Source organism: Bradyrhizobium sp. HKCCYLRH3097, assembly GCF_051167875.1.
Lineage (GTDB): Bacteria > Pseudomonadota > Alphaproteobacteria > Rhizobiales > Xanthobacteraceae > Bradyrhizobium.
The window spans coordinates 17,071-37,182 of the sequence record NZ_JBNPTX010000019.1; the positions used below are offsets into that span (position 1 = coordinate 17,071).

Genomic DNA, 20,112 nt, shown 5'->3' on the forward strand with positions numbered 1-20,112 from the left:
TAAGGCTCTCCAGTAGCACGGAATTCGGCCGTTTGCGAACGCTGGTGCCGCGGTCTCAGACCTGACCGGCACCTGCCGGGCCGATCACCAGATCGTCGCGATGGATCATCTCGGCGCGGCCGGAGATGCCGAGGATGACGGCCACGTCCGGCGACGAACGGCCCTTGATCCGCTCGGCATCGTCGGCGTCATAGGCAACGAGGCCGCGGCCGATCTCATGGGTGTCGGGGCCGCGCACCACCACGGCATCGCCGCGGGCGAACTGGCCATCGACACGGATGACGCCGGCCGGCAAGAGGCTTTTGCCCGCCCGCAGCGCGGTCACGGCGCCGGCGTCGATCGTCAGCGTGCCCTTCGGCTCCAGCGAACCCGCGATCCAGCGTTTGCGCGCGGTGACGGGGTTTGCCGGCGTCAGGAACCAGGTGGAACGGCCGCCATTGGCGATCGCGGCCAGCGGGTGCTCGATCTTGCCGGAGGCGATCAGCATGTGGGTGCCGCCAGTGGTGGCGATCTTGGCGGCTTCGATCTTCGTGCGCATGCCGCCGCGCGAAAACTCGGAAGCCGCGCTGCCGGCCATGGCCTCGATGTCGGCGGTGACGCTCTCGACCACGGGGATCAGCCGCGCATTCGGATCCTGCGCGGGCGGCGCGGTGTAGAGGCCGTCGATATCGGACAGCAGCACCAGCAGATCGGCGCTCGCCATGGTCGCGACACGGGCGGCGAGGCGATCATTGTCGCCATAGCGGATCTCGGCGGTCGCGACCGTGTCGTTCTCATTGATGACCGGCACCGCGCGCCATTCCAGGAGCTTGGCGATGGTCGAACGGGCGTTGAGATAACGCCGGCGCTCCTCGGTGTCCTGCAGCGTCACCAGGATCTGGCCGGCACTGACGCCATGAGCGCCGAGCACCTCCGACCAGGTCCGCGCCAGCGCGATCTGGCCGACCGCGGCGGCCGCCTGGCTCTCCTCCAGCTTCAGCGGTCCGCGCGGCAGCTTCAATCGGCTCCGGCCGAGCGCGATCGAGCCCGAGGATACGACCAGCAGCTCGCAGCCGCGGCTGTGGAGCCGGGCGATGTCGGCCGCCAGCGCGGCGAGCCAGGAGGCGCGGACCTCGCCGGCCTCGGAATCGACCAGCAGCGACGAGCCGACCTTGACGACGATGCGGCGAAAATTTTCGAGACGGGGTACCATGGCGTGAACGGGGTCGGTTCGAGCCCTCGCATCGTGATGAGAGGTGCGTGGCTGACACGCGGTCCGCACGGGACGGGGCTCAAGTGTTGATGGATGGCGGCGAGTGTCGCAAGCGAGGGCCTGCGAGGCAAGGTTGGCTTCAGTTCAGCCCTGCGGTGACGTTGGGGCCGCCCACGGCTCCTCGGTCGCGGCGCTCTCGGTCGTGCTCTTGGCCTTGAGGGACACAGGCTGTTCGCCGACCACGTCGGCGAGCTTGCGCAAAGCTTCCTTGACGCCTTCGCCCGTGGCGCCGGAAATCAGCAGCGGCGTCTTCTTGGCGGCGCGCTTCAGCCGGTCCCTCTGCTTCTTCAGCTCGTCCGGATCGACCGCGTCGATCTTGTTCAGCGCGACGATCTCGACCTTGTCGGTCAGCTCGCCGCCATAGGCTTCGAGCTCGTGCCGCACCGTCTTGTAGGCCTTGCCGGCGTGCTCGCAGGTGGCATCGACCAGGTGCAGCAGCACACGGCAGCGCTCGACATGGCCGAGGAAACGGTCGCCGAGGCCGGCGCCCTCATGCGCGCCCTCGATCAGGCCGGGAATGTCCGCCAGCACGAACTCGCGGCCGTCGGCGTTCACGACGCCGAGCTGCGGATGCAGCGTGGTGAACGGATAGTCGGCGATCTTCGGCTTGGCGGCGGAGACCTTGGACAGGAAGGTCGACTTGCCGGCATTGGGCAGGCCGACCAGGCCGGCATCGGCGATCAGCTTCATGCGCAGCCAGATCCAGCGCTCCTCGCCGGGCTGGCCGGGATTGGCGTTGCGCGGCGCCCGGTTGGTCGGCGACTTGAAATGGGCGTTGCCGAAGCCGCCATTGCCGCCCTCGGCCAGCACGAAGCGCTCGCCCACCGCGGTAAAGTCGTGGATCAGCGTCTCGCGATCCTCGTCGAAGATCTGGGTGCCGACGGGAACCTTCAGCACCACGGACTTGCCGCCGGCGCCATGGCGGTCCTTGCCCATGCCGTTCTCGCCCTTCTGGGCCTTGAAATGCTGCTGGTAGCGGTAGTCGATCAGGGTGTTGAGGCCGTCGACGGCCTCGATGATGACGTCGCCGCCGCGGCCGCCATTGCCGCCGTTCGGCCCGCCGAACTCGATGAACTTCTCGCGCCGGAACGCAACGCAACCGTTGCCGCCGTCGCCGGAGCGCACATAGACCTTGGCTTCATCGAGGAATTTCATGATGCGTCCTACGTAGGCGAGGCGGGTCCCCACGGCAACCGCGGAATGGGTTTAATTCGACCCGAAGCCTTAATTTCGAGCGGTAAAGCCGCGCTGCGCAGCGCGTGGACAAGGCGTGCGCAGGGGTTGCAGCAGGGCTGCATGACGCGCCATGCGGAAGGGCTGGAGCCGCGGCGGCGTGCCTGATAAGGCAGCCCCATCATGAGCGTGCTGTCCCGAATCTCCACCGCCAACGACGAGCGCTCGGCGCGGCTGGCCGGCATCGGCCTGATGCTGCTGTCGATTGCGATGTTCTCGTTCGGCGACGCCCTCGGCAAGTTCCTGGTGTCGACCTATGCCGTCGGCCAACTCCTGTGGCTGCGCGCCTGTGCGGCGCTGCTCTTGCTCGCACCGTTCATCTGGCGCAACCGCGCCGCGTTCCTGCAGCTCGAGCGCCCCTGGCTGCAGCTCGTGCGCGTGATCCTGTCGACGCTCGAGGTCGCGGCGTTCTTCCTCGCCACCGTCTATCTGCCGCTCGCCGACGTCATCACCTACTATCTCGCCGGGCCCATCTTCGTCACCGCGCTGTCGGCGCTGGTGCTGCGCGAGCATGTCGGCTGGCGGCGCTGGACCGCGATCCTGATCGGCTTCTGCGGCGTGCTGATCGCGCTGCGGCCCTCGGCGCAGACCTTCAGCCTGCCGGCCTTGATCGCACTCGGCGGCAGTCTGTCGTTCGCGGTGCTGATGCTGATCACGCGCAGCCTGCGCGCGACGCCCGACATCGTGATGGCGTCGTCGCAGTTCGTCGGGACCTTCCTGCTCGGCGCCGCGATGTCCTCGTTCGGCTGGGTGACGCCGACGCCCGGCAGCCTGGTGCTGTTCGCCGCCGCCGGCCTCATCTCGGTGACCGCGTTGTTCTGCGTCAACCGCTCGCTCAAGCTGGCGCCGGCCTCGGTGGTCGTGCCCTATCAGTACACGATGATCGTCTGGGCCGTGCTGTTCGGCTTCGTCGTGTTCGGCGACGTGCCGCATCCCGCCACCATCATCGGCGCCACCATCATCATCGGCGCTGGGCTGTACATCTATCTGCGCGAGCGCAGCCTGGGGCAGGGCCAGGGTGCGGTGAATCCGCCGGCCTGAGATGCGACCCTCCCCTGGAGGGGGAGGGTCGCCTCACGCGGAGCGAAGCGACACGTGAGGCGGGGTGGGGTGATCTCTCCTCTGGCACCAGCGTGCGTGGAGAGATCACCCCACCCCGCTCGCCCGCTTCGCGTGCGATCGACCCTCCCCCTCCAGGGAGGGTGTTCCCGCCTCCTACCGCCGCCCCGCATTGGCCCAGGCCTTCAGCGAGGACCAGACGCCGCGGGTCAGGCGGAAGGCGTCGACCGGGGCGGACGAGCCGATCACCTCGAAGCGGTGCAGCTCGACGCCGGTCCATTGGAAGCCGCACTTTTCCAGGATGTTGCGCGAGGCTGGGTTGCTGACGCGGGCGTGCCCGATCAGCAAATTGTCCTCGCTCGTCTCGAAGAAATGGTCGATCGCGGCGCGCGCGGCTTCGGTGCCGAAGCCGCGGCCCCAATGCGCAACGCCCAGCCAGTAGCCGAGCTCGGCACGGCCCGTTGCTGCTCGATTGATCCCGACCATGCCGATCGGCGTGTCCAGATGCTCGATCAGGAAGGCGGTCTCACCCGTCTGTTCCAGCGCGCGAACGAAGCGAGCGGCATCGACCTCCGAATAGGGATGCGGCAGGCGGCGGGTATTCTCGGCGATAACACGGTCGTCGGCGAGCCGGGCGATGGCTGTCACGTCCGCGAGCACCGGCGCACGCAGCGTCAGCCGGGAGGTTTCGAGGACGCAAGGTCTCGCCTCGCGCAAGGTGGGAGTGGTGATGTCCTGCAGCATGTCGGGCTCCATCGACGCTTCGGGATCAACTGATCAGCGAAAATGAAAAGGGGAGGCCGGTTGTCCCGCCTCCCCTGGAGCCATCTGGCGCTCCGCCGGTTTGTCAGGACCCGGCGGACGCGAATTGTTCCACCGTATTCTACTCAGCAGCCTCGGCGAGTACCGGACGTACCGAGATGAACGTGCGGTTGGCACGGTCATGGAACTCGACGACGCCCTCGATTTTCGCGAAGATCGTGTGGTCCGTGCCCATGCCGACGTTGAGGCCGGGATGCCAGGTGGTGCCGCGCTGACGCGCAATGATGTTGCCGGGAATCACGCGCTCGCCGCCGAACGCCTTGATGCCGAGGCGCTTGCCCTTGGAGTCGCGTCCGTTGCGGGATGAACCGCCTGCCTTTTTATGAGCCATCGCTCGTCTCCGATCTCTTGCGATCACCTTTAGCGCGATTCCGCTAAGGGATCATTCACATTTGCAACCTGCGCGGACGAAAAATCCACGCGCGATGAGGTCAAGCCGGTGCGGCGCGCGAGACGCGCGCCGGCACGCTTACTCGGCGGCGTCGGCCGCCGGGGCTTCCGCCTTGACCTTCTTCGGGCGCGGGCCCTTGGTCGGCTTGGCGTTGTCGGTCAGGATCTCCGAGACGCGGATCAAGGTCAGCTCGTCCCGGTAGCCGCGCTTGCGGCGCGAATTCTTGCGGCGGCGCTTCTTGAACGCGATCACCTTGGGGCCGCGCTTGTGGTCCAGCACCTCGACGGCCACGGACGCGCCGGCCACCGCGGGGATGCCCAGCACCGGCGTATCACCGCCGACCACCAGCACCTCGTTCAGCTGCACGATCGTTCCGGGCTCACCGTCGATCTTGCCAATCTCGAGCACATCATCCGGGGCGACGCGGTATTGCTTGCCGCCGGTCTTGATGACTGCGAACATCGTTCTCATCCTTCGTGTTCGATCCCGGCCTCAGAGCGCGATGGCCCCGGGTCGGCTTCTTGTTCAGTCGTTATGGTTCATGTGGTCCGGCCCGATTGGAGCCGGAAGTCGCGCCCGAGGCTTTGAGGCCTCGAGAAAGGGCGCAACGACAAACGGCGCAGGAACGCCCGCGCCGGTCGATCGGGCGCTTATAGCGGGGTGAGCCGGCGAGTCAAGGTGAATGGCCGGTTGCCGGTCGGACGGGATGCCCGGATCCCGCCGATCCCTGCCGCCATTCGCTCGACCCGGCGCACCGGACCCGCAACCAACTGTTCCCTCCGCCGTTGTCCGAGCCCAACGCACAACAGGGCAGGATCGCATGGCCGACGACGTCATGACCACCACGGGCATCGCCCGCCACGGCGCCGCGCGGCTGCCGACGGTCGAGATCGACAGCTTCAACATCGAGCTCAAGGACGAGGACGGCTTCCTCGGCGACCGCGCCTCCAAGGGCGCCTTTCGCAAGATCCTGGAGCGCTGGCGCAAGCCGTTGCGCAAATCCGGCAAGGATCCGTTCGGCGACGAGGACAGCGAGACCATCAGCAAGAAGGCGCTGGATGAGATCCTGGTCGGCGACGACACCGAGGCCTCGGCCGTGGTGCACTCCGCGATCGAGGAATTCGCCCAGGAGCTCGCCCATGTCACCCGGCGCTTCCTGCGCACCAAGGCCTGGGCCAAGACCGAATGCATCGTGGTCGGCGGCGGTCTTCGTGACTCTCGCCTCGGCGAGCTCGCGATCGCGCGCACCGAGATCATCCTCAAGGACGAGGGTTTTGGCGTCGAGCTGGAGCCGATCCGCTATCATCCCGACGATGCCGGCCTGATCGGCGCGCTGCATCTGGCGCCGTCCTGGATCTTCGAGGCCCATGACAGCATCCTGGCGGTCGATATCGGCGGCACCAACATCCGCTGCGGCGTGGTCGAGACCGCGCGCAAGAAGGCCCCGGACCTGTCGAAAGCGTCGGTGTGGAAGTCCGATCTCTGGCGTCATGCCGATGACGAACCCACGCGGGAAGGTGCGGTCAAGCGGCTCGCCAAGATGCTGAAGGAGCTGATCGAGGAGGCGAACGCCGAGGACCTGCGGCTGGCGCCCTTCATCGGCATCGCCTGTCCCGGCGTCATCAACGAGGACGGCTCGATCGAGAAGGGCGCGCAGAACCTGCCGGGCAATTGGGAGAGCAGCAAGTTCAACCTGCCGGCCAGCCTGGTCGAGGCGATCCCGATGATCGGCGATCACGACACCGCGGTGCTGATGCACAATGACGGCGTCGTGCAAGGCCTCTCCGAGGTGCCGTTCATGCAGGAGTTCGAGCGCTGGGGCGTGCTGACCATCGGCACCGGCCTGGGCAATGCCCGCTTTACCAACCGCCGCAAGGAGAACGGCCGCAGGGACAAGGACGACAAGGCCAAGGAGGACAAGGCCGACGACAAGAAGGCGGCCAAGAAGAAGAAGGATTGAGCATTGGCGCGGCCGCGCCATGTCTCTCGGTGGTCCGGAGGGGAGGACATGCCGCACTGCAACAGGACGCCTCCGCGCTCCCAGACGTGCGGAAAACCGCCGTACAACCAGTCGGATGGCCTGGAACCCGGTAACCTTGACTGGTTAGGTTAAGGAACGGTTCGCATTGCGATGCACGCGCAGATGGCTCAGGGTCGCCGGCGTCGCTCAGGCCGGCCGGATTGACCCCCGTCTCTTCCGTCGGTTTCCCCAAGATGTAGCGACACGGGACCGCCGGTATGTGTCAGCGTACGGCGGTCCCACCTTTGTCTCCTGGCCTCCGTCGCCAGCCGCCGCGTCCGCAACGGCAGGAGAAATCGTCGTCGGTATAAATCAAGTCCATTTACAAACCGTCTAGTCGGTTTATAAATGGACATCCCAAATGGGGTGGGATTTGACGGCGCAATCTCGCGCCGGGTGGAGTGTGAGGACATGATGATCAGACGGGCGAGAGGCTGGATGGCTGCGGTGGCGGCGGCGACGCTGGGCCTCGGCGGGGCAGAGGCAGCCGACCTGGCGGCGACCACCTACAAGGCGCCGGCCTATGCCGCCGCACCGGCACCGTTTTCCTGGACCGGCTTCTATGCCGGCGCCAATGTCGGCGGCGCCTTCACCGGAAACGACTCCTTCACGAACGCCGCCGGCGCCAATGGCGGTGAGCTGTCCGGCGTGATCGGCGGCCTGCAGGCCGGCTACAACTACCAGATCTCGCCGATGTTCGTGGTCGGCATCGAGAACGATCTCGAATTCACCGGTCTCTCGCGCAAGGCCGACCTCGTCAATCCGGCCGTCAGCATGCCCTGGCTCACCTCCGGCCGCGCGCGCGCCGGCATCGCGGTGCTCGACCAGCGCCTGTGGCTGTATGGTACGGCGGGACTTGCGGCCGGCGAGTTGAAGGACGGGCCGACCCACAAGATGAAGATGGGCTGGACCGCGGGCGGCGGCGCCGAATGGGCGTTCCTGCCGAAATGGTCGGCCAAGCTCGAATACCTCTACACCGACCTCAAGCACGACGATCTGCCGGACTGGCGAGCGGCCAAGATTCACTCCGTGCGGCTCGGCTTGAACTACCATTTCGACCTGTTCCGCTGACGAGCGCGGCGCAGACCAGCGGGTTCGAAGGCCCGCGTCAGTCTGGGGCCTTCGGAGCGCGGGGCCGAGCGGTGTAGCCGTTCAGCCGCCGCGTGCGGTCCGCTTCCCCGAGCGGACCGCAATGGCGCGCGCATGCGCGAGCCCCGGGAAAATTTCGACCGGCTGCCTTGTCACCCCCCGCATCGTGCCCTAGAACGACGCCCGACCCGGGGGCTCGCCCCTGATTTGCGCCTGGAGAGGTGGCAGAGTGGTTGAATGCACCGCACTCGAAATGCGGCATAGGTGCAAGCCTATCGGGGGTTCGAATCCCTCCCTCTCCGCCAGTTCCTCCCTCGGCCACCTCCCGGCGGGGCTTGTCATGGGCCTTGAGCGGTGAGCCAGACGTTCGATCCTGCCGCTTCCGATCCTGTTGCGCTCGACAAGCTGAAATCCCGCATTCAGGCGCTGCGCGCCAAGACCATCGCCAATGGCTGCACCGAGGACGAGGCGCTGTCCGCGGCCGCCAAGGTCGCCGAACTGCTCGATCGCCACGACCTGTCGCTGTCCGACCTCGAGCTGCGGGCGTCGGCGTGCGAGCGCAAGGTCTATGAGACCCATCGCAAGAAGCGCATTCCGCTCGATGACTGCATCGGCGCGATCGCGCATTTCTGCGATTGCCGGGTCTGGCGCGAGAAGAATCCGGCCGGCGAAGCGAGCTATGTGTTCTTCGGTCTCCCCGCGGATGTCGAGGTTGCGCACTACCTGGCGGAGCTGATCGACAACGCCGTGCGCGCCGAACTCGGCCGCTACAAGACCTCGGCCGAGTACCGCCGGTTCCGGCACCAGGACCGGCATCTCGCCAATGCCTCCTTCGCCCTCGGCATGGTGGTGTCGATCGCCGACCGCCTGGTGGCGATGAAGGCGGCCCGGGATCAGATCAACCAGAGCAGCGGCCGCGGGCTGGTCGTGCTCAAGACCTCGGTGGTCGATGCCGAGTTCGACAAGCTCGATCTGAAGCTGCGGTCGGCGCGCAGCACGAGCCGGATGGTGTCGACGGCGGCCTATGAAGCGGGAGGTGCCGCCGGCACCACGCTCGCGATCAGTCCGGGCGTGAGCGGCGCGCCACCGCCAGGTAGTTCGAAGCGAGGCTGACGGACGCCTGGTTCGACGTCGGCTATGGGTCTTTCAAGCACGGCCCAAGCCGGTTGCGGCGTCGTGCATCGACGTCCAGCGTCGTACTCCCAAGTGCAGCGACACGGCGATCTCGGCTGGCTACGACATTTGCTTCCATCCGAGTCGCTCAGCTAAGCTGCCTGCATGAGTTACTGCGTCTTCATGCATCGGACTGATTCGATCTACGACGATAGTCCGGCGGAGCAGTACCAATTTCCCAAACAATATCTCGGCCGCGCGCAGGGCAGTGACTCGATCAGGGAGTGAGTCCGAGCGGCGCTGTCCGCTCGCGCTGGTAGGCTTGCCCTGGGGCGGTGCTGCGGCTTCCCTCGACCCCGTCACATTTCGTCCATCCGTTGGCTGCGGGGCGCGTCGCGTTTCGCGGCGGCGCCACATGATGGGTCGCGGCGTTCTGGCCGTACCGGCCTCAGCTCTTCCCGCCCGGCCCCTTCAACGCATTCCAAGCTGCCTGATTGGCCTGATCGAACGCCTTGCGGGATTCGCTCAGGGCGGCGCTGAGCACCGACCAGGATTCGCTGCCTGTCTGTTTCAGTTTCTCGAGATGGGCGCCGGCCTCTGCCGCGTCGGATTTGAGCTGCTTCAGCACGGCGTCCAGATCGGTGGTGCCGACCGTCGTCACCTTGGTCGCCGCCTCGCGAAACCTGTCAGCCGACTCCCGCCATGCCGTCGCCTGCGCGGCGGCGATGTCCTTGAAGGTCGCCTGCTGCTGGGCGGCCTGCTTGCCGGCGGCGTCGAAATAGGCCTTCATCTGCGCCTCGAATCCAGCCCAATGCGCGTCCAGCTCGGTCTTCGCGCTGGCCATCGCGGCTTCGCCGGCCGCTGCTTGCGTCTTGAGCAGGGCTTCGAGGTCGCTGCGGCGCTTCTTCAAGTCCGCCATGATCTCCTCGGTCTTCACCTTGGATGCTGCTTCGACCTCGGCTGCCTTGACCCCCAGCGACTCCAGCGCGGCATCCATCTCGTGGAGGCGCTCCCTGGCCCAGTTCAGGTAGACCTGCATCGTGCTCTGTGCCGGCATGGCTGCTCTCCTCTGATCCATCCTGCGACAAGCCATATAGAAACGAGGTCGTATAGTTTTGACCTGCATCAAGGCCCCGGGATGCCGGGGCTTCACGTTTGCGTGCAGGGCGCGACGTCCGCCGTATGGCGGACCGCCATGGCCGGTGCTAGTCCTATCGTTCGAATACGATCACACGAGGCGCGTCGAGATGACCGGTGACGAATTTCGTGCTCTCGCCCTGTCGTTCGCCGGAACGACCGCGGCGCCTCACTTCGATCGCACCGCGTTCAAGCTGCACCGGACCTTCGCGACCCTCGCCGCCGATGGCGCATCCGCCAACGTCCTGCTCACGCCCGACGAGCAGGAGCACCATGCCGGCCTGCAGCCCGGCGTGTTTCGCCGGGTCCCGAACAAATGGGGTGATCAGGGCTGGACCACCGTGTCGCTCGCCGATGTCGACGCCGCTCGCCTGCGCAGCGTGCTCGAGAGCGCGTGGCGCGCCGCGCATCGTCCGCAGCGTTCACGCGGCCGCAGCAAGCGCTGAGCCGACCCCGGCGAAACAATCGCCGGCGGCGACAAGAACTCTCATACCCTCCGCCCGACCATCAGCAGGACGCCGCCGATCTGCGGCAGGAGCGCCAGCAGGATCAGGCGGAGCATGACGAAGTCGTCGGCGGAGGGCTTCACCACGCCGCGCGACACCCACGCCACCAGCTTGATCGCGGCCTCGGTTTGCGGATCGGCGGTCTGGCTGACCGTGGACATCGCCGCGTCCAGCGCCAGGCGACGCTCGGCGACCGCAGCCTCGCGCTCCCGACAGAACTTGCCGACGCCGCCCTTGCACTCGCGGTCGCGCGCGGTCATTGCATCCGCGAGCGCCGTCTGCGCGGCCTGCACCGCGGGCGTCACGCGCGAGGCGCGCGCCAAGGTGACGTCGCTGATGTTGGTGGAGGCGAAGCCGATGCCGGCGGTGACCGCGAACACGAAGGTCATCAGCCACACCGTCCAGCCGGTCAGTGCCGAGGCGCGGTGGCGCGCCTGCCACAGCCGTGCGGCGCAGGTCGGCATCACCAGCGCGACGAGGTCGGCGGTGACGCCGACCGCCAGAAACATGTAGCCCGCGGTGCTGTTCGAGCCGAGCGAGTGTGCGAACCAGCCGTTCATGGCCATGCCGACCGCGGCCAGCGCCAGTGCGGCCAGCTGCAGCAGGACCGACGAGGCGGTGATGCCAGCGCGCGCGGGCTTTGCCGGCGTGATCGGCGCGGCGGCCGGCACGACCTCGCCTTCGGTCGCGGCCGACGCTTCGCGCGGCGGTATCGTGGCCGGCGGCGCTGCGGCCGGGATCGCCGCGGCCGCCGCGCTGGCAGCCGCCCCCGTGCGGGACGCCTCGGCAACGGCCGGAGCTTTCGCCGGCTCGTTCACGTAGTCCAGGAAATCCGGCATGATCAGCGTCTCGGACGCGAGCATCTCGTCGTCGAGCGCCGCCATCTTGGCCTTCTCGGCCTTGTCGGCTCGGGGCCGCGGGCGTGGCTTGACGACCTTGGCCCGCTTCGGACGCGGCTTGGCCGTCTTCGGCTGCTGCCAGGGAATGATGGATGCGACTACGGACTCATCAGCCATCGGGGCTGCTCCAATCGGTGGTGATGGGCGCGACGCTGCGTTTGCACGCAGCGCCGATCGCGCCGGCATCGGGGTGCACGTCTGATCGGGAGGTGAGCAGCGGCCCGCATCGAGGGCGGGCTTGAGGTGTCTTGCGGCCTGGCTGGCGTCGCGCGAAGAAATCGTTCGCATCTCACGCGCCCTGAACCGCCGATGATGCGGTGGGCTGCGGTCACGGACGCCGCGTAATGAGGCGGCGCCCGGAAGGTTCTGGTCCGCGCGGGGCCGGGCCGGTCAGCAATCTGCCCAACACCCTTGTTCTTAACCAATGGTTAACACGGATTCGCCGGTTTCGAAACCGCGCGGCGCGTGTAGCGGGACGGTGCGAGCTGAAGAGTCGCGAGCTGCGGCTTTGGAGTCACAACTCGCGCGTGAGCGGAGGCGCGACGCGTGGGCCGGCGCGCAAGCCGTTCGGATGATGTGCGATAGTCGAACATGGTCTATGCGGCCAGCCTCAACATGAGCGCGTCATCCCTCGCCGGAGCGAGTGACACTCAGCGCGGCACCAGCATGGGCGTGCTGCCGCTCACCGAGAAGCGCCGGTTGGCGGTGGTCAGCAGCAACACAAGTCCAGGAATGTCGAAACTCACCGCGACGCCATCAATTGGCTTGAAGTTTGGGAATGGAATCTGTCGCACCACATCGCCCTGGCCGATCCGGTACAGGCCGTCATGTCCCATTGCGAGCAGATCCTCGCCCTGGCGCTGCAGCCCGAAGAATGCGGTCGTCTGGGCGAACCAAGAGATCCGCGTCCGCCCGTCAGGTGTCTGATCCGTCGGTGCCTGGATGACATGCTGATAGAGCTGCCGCATCGAGGCGTCGCACACTTCCACGATGCGCCCATGCGCGGCCATATGGATCAGCCCGACCGCGACGGCGATGCAATGCGGCTTCCACGGAATGATTGCGATGCCGTTGACCGGATCGCACTCGGGGTTCAGCTTGCCGCCGCACAGGTCGCCCTCGACATCGTCGATATCGGAGACGATCCCGGTGATCCGATCGATCCGCTGCAGCCCGCCGCCCCATTCTCCGGCGTTGTAGCCGACGAAGACATGCTTCGCCGTGAGGAGGACGCTGGCGGCCGGCGATCTCCGCAACGGCTTTTTGCGTGCCAGCGTTTGGTTGGAGGAAGGCATGAGGGGAGCCGCCTCCCATGGCATGCCTTCGGTGAGATCAATGGTCCTGCCGTCTTCCAGCAGCATGATGGCTCCGCCGAACCTGAAATCCTTGCCCTCGTTCAGCGGCCTTGGGGCGGCGCGCGACGACGTGGACGACGATGTAAGTGCCGTCTCCGCTAATTCACCGCCGGTCAGGTCGATCATCCTGCTGTCCGTCAGCAAGAGGGTGGACGTCGCGGCCACGAACTTCTCGCCCTTCGTTGCGATATTGGCCACCGTTCCCCAACCGTCGCCATCCCGTCGGCGCACAGTCCATCGCTCGACGGAGGTCCACGGCACGCAGAACTCCTGCGGGCAAGTCACGATTGCCACTCGTCCATCCTGGACGAATAACTCGATCACCGGCTCCGGCGTAGCAACGTCGCTTCGTTCACCGCCCCCCGCCATGCTCGACAGCCGGCCGCCGGTATCGAGCAGCCAGAGCCGCCCCTCCGCAAACACGGCGCGCTGAATGGACGAAATCCGATCGGGTCCCGGCTGCTCGACGGCGACGCCGTAACCGGCGTTCATGGCGACCAGCGCGACAACGATCGAGACGAGCCGCACGACCATTATCCTCACGCTCCGAGCCTCCAAGCTGAATGGGCTTCGTTTCGTTACAACCACCGTTATTCCTGGCCAAGGCCGCAGGCCAGCCGTCGCCGTCAGATTTCATCAACCCCGAAACGGTGCTAGCGTAATTTCATGCCATGTCCCTGCGGCTCAGGCCTTCCCTTCGACCGCTGCTGCGGTCCCTATCTCAGTGGCGATGCGATGCCGCCGACCGCCGAGGCTTTGATGCGCTCGCGCTACACAGCCTATACGCGCGGCGACATCGGCTACATCGCAGCGACGCTCGCGGCCGGCCAGCGTCGCGCGTTCGATGCCGTCGCGGCAAATAACTGGGCGACGCGCGCGACCTGGCTTTCCCTGCGCATCGTCTCGACGACGCGCGGCGGGGCTGACGACGCTGACGGCGTGGTCAGCTTCGTCGCCACCTATCGCGAGGGCGGCAGGACCATCGAGCACCACGAGGTCTCGCAGTTCCGCCGCGACGACGACGGCGCCTGGCGGTTCGTCTCGGGCGACACGCGGGCCGTGGTCACAGAGCAGAAGCGGACGGCCGGCGCGGCCAAGGTCGGCCGCAACGATCCCTGCCCCTGCGGCAGCGGCAAGAAATCCAAGTTCTGCTGCGGGCGGTGAGCTGTGTGGGCCATTATTCGGAATGAACGAAATTTCTGTTGCTATTTTTCAGAAATCATGGTTTGATCCGCGCATCCCGTCCTCATGCAGAGGGGCGTACGCGTCGTCACGATACGTAGAGGCGGGGAGCGGTGGCCGCGGGTCTGTCGGGTGCTGATGCGCTGGACGATGGACAGCTCGCGGACGTTCAAGCCGTGTGGTCCTGGCGCCCCGATGCTGGCGCTAAGTCGGTGTGGCATGACGTGTCGCGCAGGCGACGGGGGCAAACAAGCCGGTCCCCGGGGAGAGCTCGGAGCAGACGTTCAACCCATCGCGCAGGGAGGGCCGGATCTGTCCGGCTGGACCTGTGGTACCTGCCGCCTGCATTTTTTTCCGCAGGCGGGCCACGGGCCTCAGTCGAGGTCCGGCCTTCCCTGCGCCCTCGCATTTTGAGGGCGCGAACGACTCGCAAAACTCGGGCGCGAACGCGCCGCGTGAACGATGTCGGCTGCTTCGCTGCGCCCGGTTGCTGGGTGAGCACCGCGACGAATGTGGCGAGCCGAGCGCCTCGTCACTTGCCTTGACTCCGCCCAACCGGGCTGGCCTAGAAGGATGCAACCCCAAACGAGGATGGTATCAAGTGGCGGAGTTGGATGGTCAGGTCCTGCAGGACGAGCATGAGCGGCCACCGGCCGCGGCAAGCGAGGCGCCTGCGCCCGGACCGCTGTCGCCGCGCAAGGCGGCCATCCTCGCGCATGCCAATCGCTTTGCTGCCGAACGCGCGGGCTGGCGCGACAAGGCATCGTTCTTCCATGGCGAGGACGCGTGCTATCTGCGTTTCCTGATTCCGCCGGGCAGCCGGGTGCTGGAGATCGGCTGCGGCCTCGGCGACACCCTGGCCGCGCTCGAGCCGTCCTACGGCGTCGGCATCGACTTCAGCGACGCGCAGATCGCGATCGCCCGCACCCGGCATCCGCACCTGACCTTCGTCGTCGGCGATGCCGAGGACCCGGCAACACTCGCCGCCGTGTCAGGCCCGTTCGACGTCATCCTGGTGCTCGACACCATCGGCTCGCTCGACGACTGCCAGCAGTTCATCGAACAGCTGCATCCGCTGTGCACGCGCGAGACGCGACTCGTCATCGGCTACTTCTCGCACCTCTGGTATCCGCTGCTGAAGGCTGCGGAAGCACTGGGCCTGCGGATGCCGCAGCCGGAGCAGAACGTGCTGTCGCCAGCCGACCTGCGCAGCCTGGCGCACCTGGCCGATTTCGACCCCGTCAAATCAGAGCAGCGCGTGCTCTCGCCGCTGCGGCTCTACGGCTTCGGCCGTTTCGCCAACCGCTTCCTCAGCGTGCTGCCGGGCCTGCGCGCGCTGGCGCTGCGGCACTATCTGGTGTCGCGTTCGCTGCGCTGCGTGAGCGACGACGTCCGCTCGGCCACCGTCGTCATCCCCGCGCGCAACGAGCGCGGCAACATCGAGCCGGCGGTCCGGCGCATCGCGGCGTTCTGCAACGATGTCGAGATCATCTTCGTCGAGGGCCACAGCCAGGACGGTACCTATGAGGAGATGGAGCGGGTGCGCGCGGCATTCCCCGATCACGACATCAAGCTGATGCGCCAGCCCGGCAAGGGCAAGGCCGACGCGGTGTTCGCCGCGTTCGACGCCGCGCGCGGCGACGTGCTGATGATCCTCGATGCCGACCTCACCATGCCGCCGGAGCAACTGCCGAAATTCTTCGAGGCGCTGCGTTCCGGCAAGGGCGAGTTCATCAACGGCTCGCGCCTGGTCTATCCGATGGACGAGGGCGCGATGCGGTTCCTCAACCTCATCGCCAACAAGACCTTCTCCTATCTGTTCTCGTGGCTCCTGAACCAGCGCTACACGGATACGCTCTGCGGCACCAAGGTGCTCCGCCGCAGCGACTATGTCAGGCTCAAGGCCGGCAAGGCCTATTTCGGCGATTTCGATCCGTTCGGCGATTTCGACCTGATCTTCGGCGCCTCCAAGCTGAACCTGAAATCGATCGACCTGCCGATCCGCTACGCCGCGCGCAGCTATGGCGAAACCCAGATCTCCCGCTTCCGCCACGGCTGGATGCTGCTGAAGATGGTCGTGTTCGCGTTCTTCAAGATCAAGGCGATCTGAGATGGCCGCTGTCTACGCCGTCGAGCCTGAACAAGCGGTGCGTGGATCGGTTGCCCATCTTCCCACATCGTCATGGCCGGGCCTGACCCGGCCATCGACGTCTTCTTTCGTCGATGAGGGCCGACATGGATGCGTGGGACAAGCCCGCGCATGACGGAGAAAGCGGTACCGAAAGCATCGGCTCCCTTTCCCGACGCCCTCGACCGCCTGACGCGCTTCGGCTGGCGCGGCGGGGTCGCGGTCGCGCTGCTGCTGTCGCTCGTGTCGTTCCTGACCGCCGGCTATTTCACCGTCTATTGGCGCAATGCCGACATGGACTTCATGGTGATCTACAATGCGCTCGCCATCAACGATGGCGGCGCACAGGCCTTCTTCGATCACCCGGCCTATCTCACCATCCTCTCGGTCGAGACCTGGTTCGCGCTGCTGCATCGGCTCGGCCTGCTCGACGCCTGGACATTGTCGGCGATCCCCGCCGATCGCGCCGCCTTCGATGTCGCGATGACCGGCGCCGTCCATGCCGGACGCGTCGCCGCGCTGCTGACGGCCGCCGGCATCATCCTCGCCTTTGCTTGGGCCGCGCGCCGGCTGGTGTCGGATTGGCGCATCGCCATGCTCGCCGTCACCGCCTTCGCCTTCTCCGGCGGCGTGCAGATGCATCTGCGCATCCTGCGCAGCGAGATGATCGCGGCGTCGTTCTGCATCCTCGCGCTGATGATCCTGATCGCGGTCGCGCGCCGCGCCAGCCTGACGCGGCCGCTCGCCGTCGGACTCGCCGCGCTGCTCTGCATGCTCGGCCTGGAGAACAAGGTGCATGCGATCCTGCTGATCGCCGCCATTCCCGTGCTGGTGTTGCCGTTCGGGACGGCGACGAGCGCAAGCGTGGCGTTCTGGCAAAGCTCGCGCGCGTGGGCGGCCGTCATGGTCGCAGCCGTGGCGGCGATCGTCGCCGCGATCGCCGCCTGGCCGCTGGTCGCCGCCGGCTTCGACCCCGTCAATGCGACGGCTGCCGGCCTCAAGCCGATGCTGCTCGGCCGCTTCGGCCTCTACCAGTTCGCGCTGCTCGGCGTGGTCGCGGTCTGCATGGCCGCCTTCGCATGGTTATGGCGCGTGAGCGCGGCCGAGACCGTCGCGGCGCTGCTGGCGGTGGTGGCCGGCGCAAGCCTCGGCCTGCTGGCACTGAAGTTGAGCTACGACATCAACGATGTCGTGGTCGTGCTCAATCCGCTCGAGAAGATGATCACCTATGTCGACGCGCCCGAGGCCGCCGGCAGCCTGGGCGGTGCGATCGGCCTGTTGCTGTCCGGCGTCCTCGGGGTCATCCGGCGCTACACCTTCGTGCTGCAATCGTCGGCCCGCCCCGCCGTGTTCCTGACCTGGCTGATCATCCCCGGCATTGTCATGGCCTGGCGCCGCGGTGAGCGGCAGGCGGCCATCCAAGCCGTCCTCCTGATGCTGGCGGCCATCGGTATCGACACGCTCGGCGTCCGCCGCGGGCTGAAGGTCGAGTACTTCGTCTTCACCGATCCCCTGATCATCATCGCCGGCATGGTCCTGCTCGATCGTCTGTCGGACCTGCGCTTTTCCCGCTTCGCCTATCCGATCGGCGCGGTGCTGCTCGCGCTCCATGTCGGCATCAGCCAGGCCGAGCCGGTCAAGATGGCGCTCAAGCGCAAGGGGCCCGAGGAGGTCTGCGAGTGGCGCGGCTACTACATGCCACGGCTCGTGCTGCCCTGGTGCGCGCCGCCGAACAGCCCGCCGAGGATGTGATCGAGCGAGATCTTTCCACCGCCATGGGCAATGAGGCCCAGCGCCATCGCGGCCCAGGTCAGATGGATCGGCCAGCCGTCGGGCACCGTGAGCTCGACGATGCATGTCATGAACAGCAGGCCGAGTGCCGCGAAGCGGGTACCGAGGCCGAGAATGAGCAGGACGGGGAAGGTGACCTCGCCGCAGCCCGACAGGAACGCCATCACCGTCGGCATGGGAAAGTGGTATGGCCCGCCAGGCAGATGCAGCATGAACTCGTCGCTGAACAGCGTCACGGCGGTGTCGCTCAGCCTGAGAAAGCCGTCCCATTTGAGAATGCCCGAGCGCCAGAACGGCACAGCCAGCGCAATGCGAGTGACGAGCTGGACCAGGGTGAGCGGGGTCGCGCTCTGCAGCAGCCGAACGGTCTGGCCGACGAGGGAAGGCAGCGACAGTGTCGCGGTCGGCGCCATGGAGTGGTCCGTCGTCATCATGCGTCCTCGAAACTGATGTCCGTGAAGGCGCCGGCCTCGATCAGGCCGGCAATGTTGGTGGCGAGATCGAACTCCGGCGCTGCCTCGAACGCGGCTTCCGCGGCCACGCCGAGCGGCTGCCGCGTGATCAGCAGGCTTGCGAAGATCGCGCCGCCCCGCGGCAGGTGGCGCACGGCGACGTCGAACGCGGGCCGCGTGATCAGCGCGTCCTCCGGGACCGAGCCGTCGATGCGCGGCACCGGCGCATCGCCGCGATTGGCCGAGAAGATCGTCACCGCCGCGAAATCCGAGCGCACGATGCGGGTGGCGGGATGAACGGCGAAGCGCAGCTCGGGCAACCGCTCGGGCGGCACCGTCGCCAGCGTGGCGCCGTCGAGCGGCGCGGCGTCTGCCGCGTGATAGGCGTCGAGCCAGGCCCGCTCGATCTGTGCGACGTCCGTCAGGAACGGCATCGTCCGAGCGTGCTCGTAAGCTGCGATGAAAGCGGGGAAGTCGCGTCCATAGTCGACGAGCAGCGGCGACGTCGGCGGCGTTTCGCGTACATGCGCCCGCGCCACCGCGCGGAAGAAGTCGGGCCCGGTGATGCGCTGCACCGCCGGATAGATCGCGACGAGCGACTCGATCAGGCTGACCGTGACGTTGTTGCGGTAGACGTTGAACCGGCGCCCGGCCGCCTTGGCCAGCGGACCCCTGACGGCGACAGGCGTCGCGCGATCCGGCGTCAGCAGCGCCGCGGCGAACTGAGCGGCATAGTCGGACATATGCTCAGGCTGCGGCATCGCGCACCTCTTGCGAGCAGTCGGGTGCGTGGTCATCGAGAATCGCCTGCGCGGCCGCGGCCTCTGCCTTCAGCACCGGCCAATCCGGAATGTTGCTGTCCCATTCGATCAGCGTCGGCATCGGACCGTTGCGCGCGACCACGCTGGCGAACAGGGCCCACACATCATAGGCGACGGGGCCGTCATGGCTGTCGATCAGCAGCGGCTCGCCTTCATCGTCGGCCTGCACGGCGTGACCGGCGAGATGGATCTCGCCGACAGCGGCGAGCGGAACGTCGGCCAGATAGTCCTGTGGCGAGAAGCCATGATTGATCGCGGAGACGAACACGTTGTTGAGGTCGAGCAGGAGCCCGCAGCCGGTGCGGCGGACGATGGCGCGGATGAAGTCGGTCTCGCTCATCGTCGAGTCGTGAAAGGCGACGTAGGTCGACGGATTTTCCAGCAGGATCGGCCGGCGGATCGCGGTCTGCACCTCATCGATATGGTCGCAGACCCGTGCCAGCGTGGCGGCCGTGTAGGGCAATGGCAGCAGGTCGTTGAAGAACGTCGTATCGTGCGTCGACCATGCAAGATGCTCGGAGACGAGGCTCGGCTGATAGCGGGCGACGAGCTTGCGGAAGCGCGCGAGGTGGTCGCGATCGAGCGGCTGCGGGCCGCCGATCGACATGCAGACGCCGTGGATCGACAGCGGATGATCCCTGCGGATCGCCTCGAGCTGATGGTGTGGCGGACCGCCGGCGCCCATGTAGTTCTCGGCATGGACCTCGAAGAAGCCGGGCCGCGGCGCCTCGGCCAGGATGGCGGCCAGGTGCGACGGCTTGAAGCTGGTCCCGGCGACGCCGCCGAGAGGTGGCGGAAAGCGAAGCGGCATGGTGGGGCCCGGTGCAGGGGGGGCATCGGTGCGCATGCTGCGTCTCCGCTT

19 protein-coding genes, 1 tRNA gene and 1 pseudogene are annotated in these 20,112 nt (G+C 67.0%); 10 read left to right on the forward strand and 11 right to left on the reverse strand.

Going from position 1 to position 20,112, the window contains the following annotated elements:
* Positions 1–55: 55 nt before the first annotated feature.
* Complete coding sequence (gene proB / locus ACQR0U_RS31175) at positions 56–1,192, reverse strand: glutamate 5-kinase (protein ID WP_434842413.1); 1,137 nt, start codon at positions 1,190–1,192, stop codon at positions 56–58.
* 144 nt (positions 1,193–1,336) lie between these two features.
* Entirely contained in the window at positions 1,337–2,407 is a 1,071-nt protein-coding gene (gene obgE / locus ACQR0U_RS31180; RefSeq protein WP_315715949.1) for a GTPase ObgE, read from the reverse strand.
* 201 nt (positions 2,408–2,608) lie between these two features.
* On the opposite strand from obgE, the gene ACQR0U_RS31185 reads away from it, so the two are divergent.
* The gene (locus tag ACQR0U_RS31185; protein ID WP_315825786.1) at positions 2,609–3,526 is read left to right on the forward strand and encodes a DMT family transporter; all 918 of its coding nucleotides are present in this window, start codon (positions 2,609–2,611) and stop codon (positions 3,524–3,526) included.
* 174 nt (positions 3,527–3,700) lie between these two features.
* Here the strand turns inward: ACQR0U_RS31185 and ACQR0U_RS31190 are convergent, their stop codons facing one another.
* From ACQR0U_RS31190 to rplU, 3 genes are all read right to left on the reverse strand, one after another.
* On the reverse strand, positions 3,701–4,288 hold the full coding sequence (locus tag ACQR0U_RS31190; protein WP_434842412.1) for a GNAT family N-acetyltransferase: 588 nt from the start codon (positions 4,286–4,288) through the stop codon (positions 3,701–3,703).
* A gap of 139 nt (positions 4,289–4,427) precedes the next feature.
* Positions 4,428–4,697 carry a 50S ribosomal protein L27 gene (gene rpmA, locus ACQR0U_RS31195; RefSeq protein ID WP_315750651.1) on the reverse strand — a complete coding sequence of 90 codons (270 nt, stop codon included), beginning with the start codon at positions 4,695–4,697 and terminating at the stop codon, positions 4,428–4,430.
* 138 nt (positions 4,698–4,835) lie between these two features.
* Entirely contained in the window at positions 4,836–5,219 is a 384-nt protein-coding gene (gene rplU, locus ACQR0U_RS31200) for a 50S ribosomal protein L21 (RefSeq protein WP_315715953.1), read from the reverse strand.
* Between the two features lie 358 nt (positions 5,220–5,577).
* Between rplU and ACQR0U_RS31205 the strand changes: the two genes are divergently transcribed.
* The 5 genes and pseudogenes from ACQR0U_RS31205 to ACQR0U_RS31225 form a co-directional block, all read left to right on the forward strand.
* On the forward strand, positions 5,578–6,717 hold the full coding sequence (locus ACQR0U_RS31205; RefSeq protein ID WP_315715954.1) for an ROK family protein: 1,140 nt from the start codon (positions 5,578–5,580) through the stop codon (positions 6,715–6,717).
* Between the two features lie 471 nt (positions 6,718–7,188).
* Positions 7,189–7,848 carry an outer membrane protein gene (locus ACQR0U_RS31210; protein ID WP_409998630.1) on the forward strand — a complete coding sequence of 220 codons (660 nt, stop codon included), beginning with the start codon at positions 7,189–7,191 and terminating at the stop codon, positions 7,846–7,848.
* A 233-nt stretch (positions 7,849–8,081) separates the two neighbouring features.
* Positions 8,082–8,171, forward strand: a tRNA-Ser gene (locus tag ACQR0U_RS31215).
* Between the two features lie 49 nt (positions 8,172–8,220).
* Positions 8,221–8,979 (forward strand): DUF7168 domain-containing protein, encoded by a 759-nt coding sequence (locus ACQR0U_RS31220; RefSeq protein ID WP_315750657.1) that lies wholly within the window; start codon positions 8,221–8,223, stop codon positions 8,977–8,979.
* A gap of 165 nt (positions 8,980–9,144) precedes the next feature.
* Positions 9,145–9,243, forward strand: a pseudogene (locus ACQR0U_RS31225) (HNH endonuclease); the annotation flags it as partial.
* A gap of 184 nt (positions 9,244–9,427) precedes the next feature.
* On the opposite strand, the gene ACQR0U_RS31230 reads toward ACQR0U_RS31225, so the two are convergent.
* Complete coding sequence (locus ACQR0U_RS31230) at positions 9,428–10,036, reverse strand: hypothetical protein (RefSeq protein ID WP_315716186.1); 609 nt, start codon at positions 10,034–10,036, stop codon at positions 9,428–9,430.
* 190 nt (positions 10,037–10,226) lie between these two features.
* On the opposite strand from ACQR0U_RS31230, the gene ACQR0U_RS31235 reads away from it, so the two are divergent.
* Positions 10,227–10,562, forward strand: a complete 336-nt coding sequence (locus tag ACQR0U_RS31235; RefSeq protein ID WP_315750658.1) for an MmcQ/YjbR family DNA-binding protein — start codon at positions 10,227–10,229, stop codon at positions 10,560–10,562.
* 41 nt (positions 10,563–10,603) lie between these two features.
* On the opposite strand, the gene ACQR0U_RS31240 is transcribed toward ACQR0U_RS31235, so the two are convergent.
* Complete coding sequence (locus ACQR0U_RS31240; RefSeq protein WP_315750659.1) at positions 10,604–11,638, reverse strand: hypothetical protein; 1,035 nt, start codon at positions 11,636–11,638, stop codon at positions 10,604–10,606.
* A gap of 533 nt (positions 11,639–12,171) precedes the next feature.
* Positions 12,172–13,410, reverse strand: coding sequence for a hypothetical protein (locus tag ACQR0U_RS31245; protein WP_434845006.1), 1,239 nt, complete (start codon positions 13,408–13,410; stop codon positions 12,172–12,174).
* Positions 13,411–13,542: 132 nt separating this feature from the next.
* On the opposite strand from ACQR0U_RS31245, the gene ACQR0U_RS31250 reads away from it, so the two are divergent.
* From ACQR0U_RS31250 to ACQR0U_RS31260, 3 genes are all read left to right on the forward strand, one after another.
* Complete coding sequence (locus ACQR0U_RS31250) at positions 13,543–14,040, forward strand: YchJ family protein (RefSeq protein ID WP_315715960.1); 498 nt, start codon at positions 13,543–13,545, stop codon at positions 14,038–14,040.
* 619 nt (positions 14,041–14,659) lie between these two features.
* A complete protein-coding gene (locus ACQR0U_RS31255; protein WP_434842159.1) occupies positions 14,660–16,168 on the forward strand; it encodes a glycosyltransferase in 1,509 nt (502 codons plus the stop codon).
* Positions 16,169–16,318: 150 nt separating this feature from the next.
* Positions 16,319–17,938, forward strand: coding sequence for a hypothetical protein (locus tag ACQR0U_RS31260; RefSeq protein ID WP_434842158.1), 1,620 nt, complete (start codon positions 16,319–16,321; stop codon positions 17,936–17,938).
* Here the strand turns inward: ACQR0U_RS31260 and ACQR0U_RS31265 are convergent.
* Genes ACQR0U_RS31265 through bufB form a run of 3 tightly spaced genes read right to left on the reverse strand, consistent with a single transcriptional unit; the run spans position 17,878 to position 20,097 of the window.
* Entirely contained in the window at positions 17,878–18,408 is a 531-nt protein-coding gene (locus tag ACQR0U_RS31265; protein WP_409977912.1) for a DoxX family protein, read from the reverse strand. The two genes, ACQR0U_RS31260 and ACQR0U_RS31265, sit on opposite strands and share 61 nt — an antisense overlap.
* Positions 18,408–19,190 (reverse strand): DNA-binding domain-containing protein, encoded by a 783-nt coding sequence (locus tag ACQR0U_RS31270; protein ID WP_316201933.1) that lies wholly within the window; start codon positions 19,188–19,190, stop codon positions 18,408–18,410. The genes ACQR0U_RS31265 and ACQR0U_RS31270 overlap by 1 nt, the downstream gene beginning before the upstream one ends.
* Positions 19,177–20,097 (reverse strand): MNIO family bufferin maturase, encoded by a 921-nt coding sequence (gene bufB / locus ACQR0U_RS31275; RefSeq protein ID WP_316201934.1) that lies wholly within the window; start codon positions 20,095–20,097, stop codon positions 19,177–19,179. Before bufB ends, ACQR0U_RS31270 begins: the two co-directional genes overlap by 14 nt.
* Positions 20,098–20,112 lie beyond the last annotated feature (15 nt).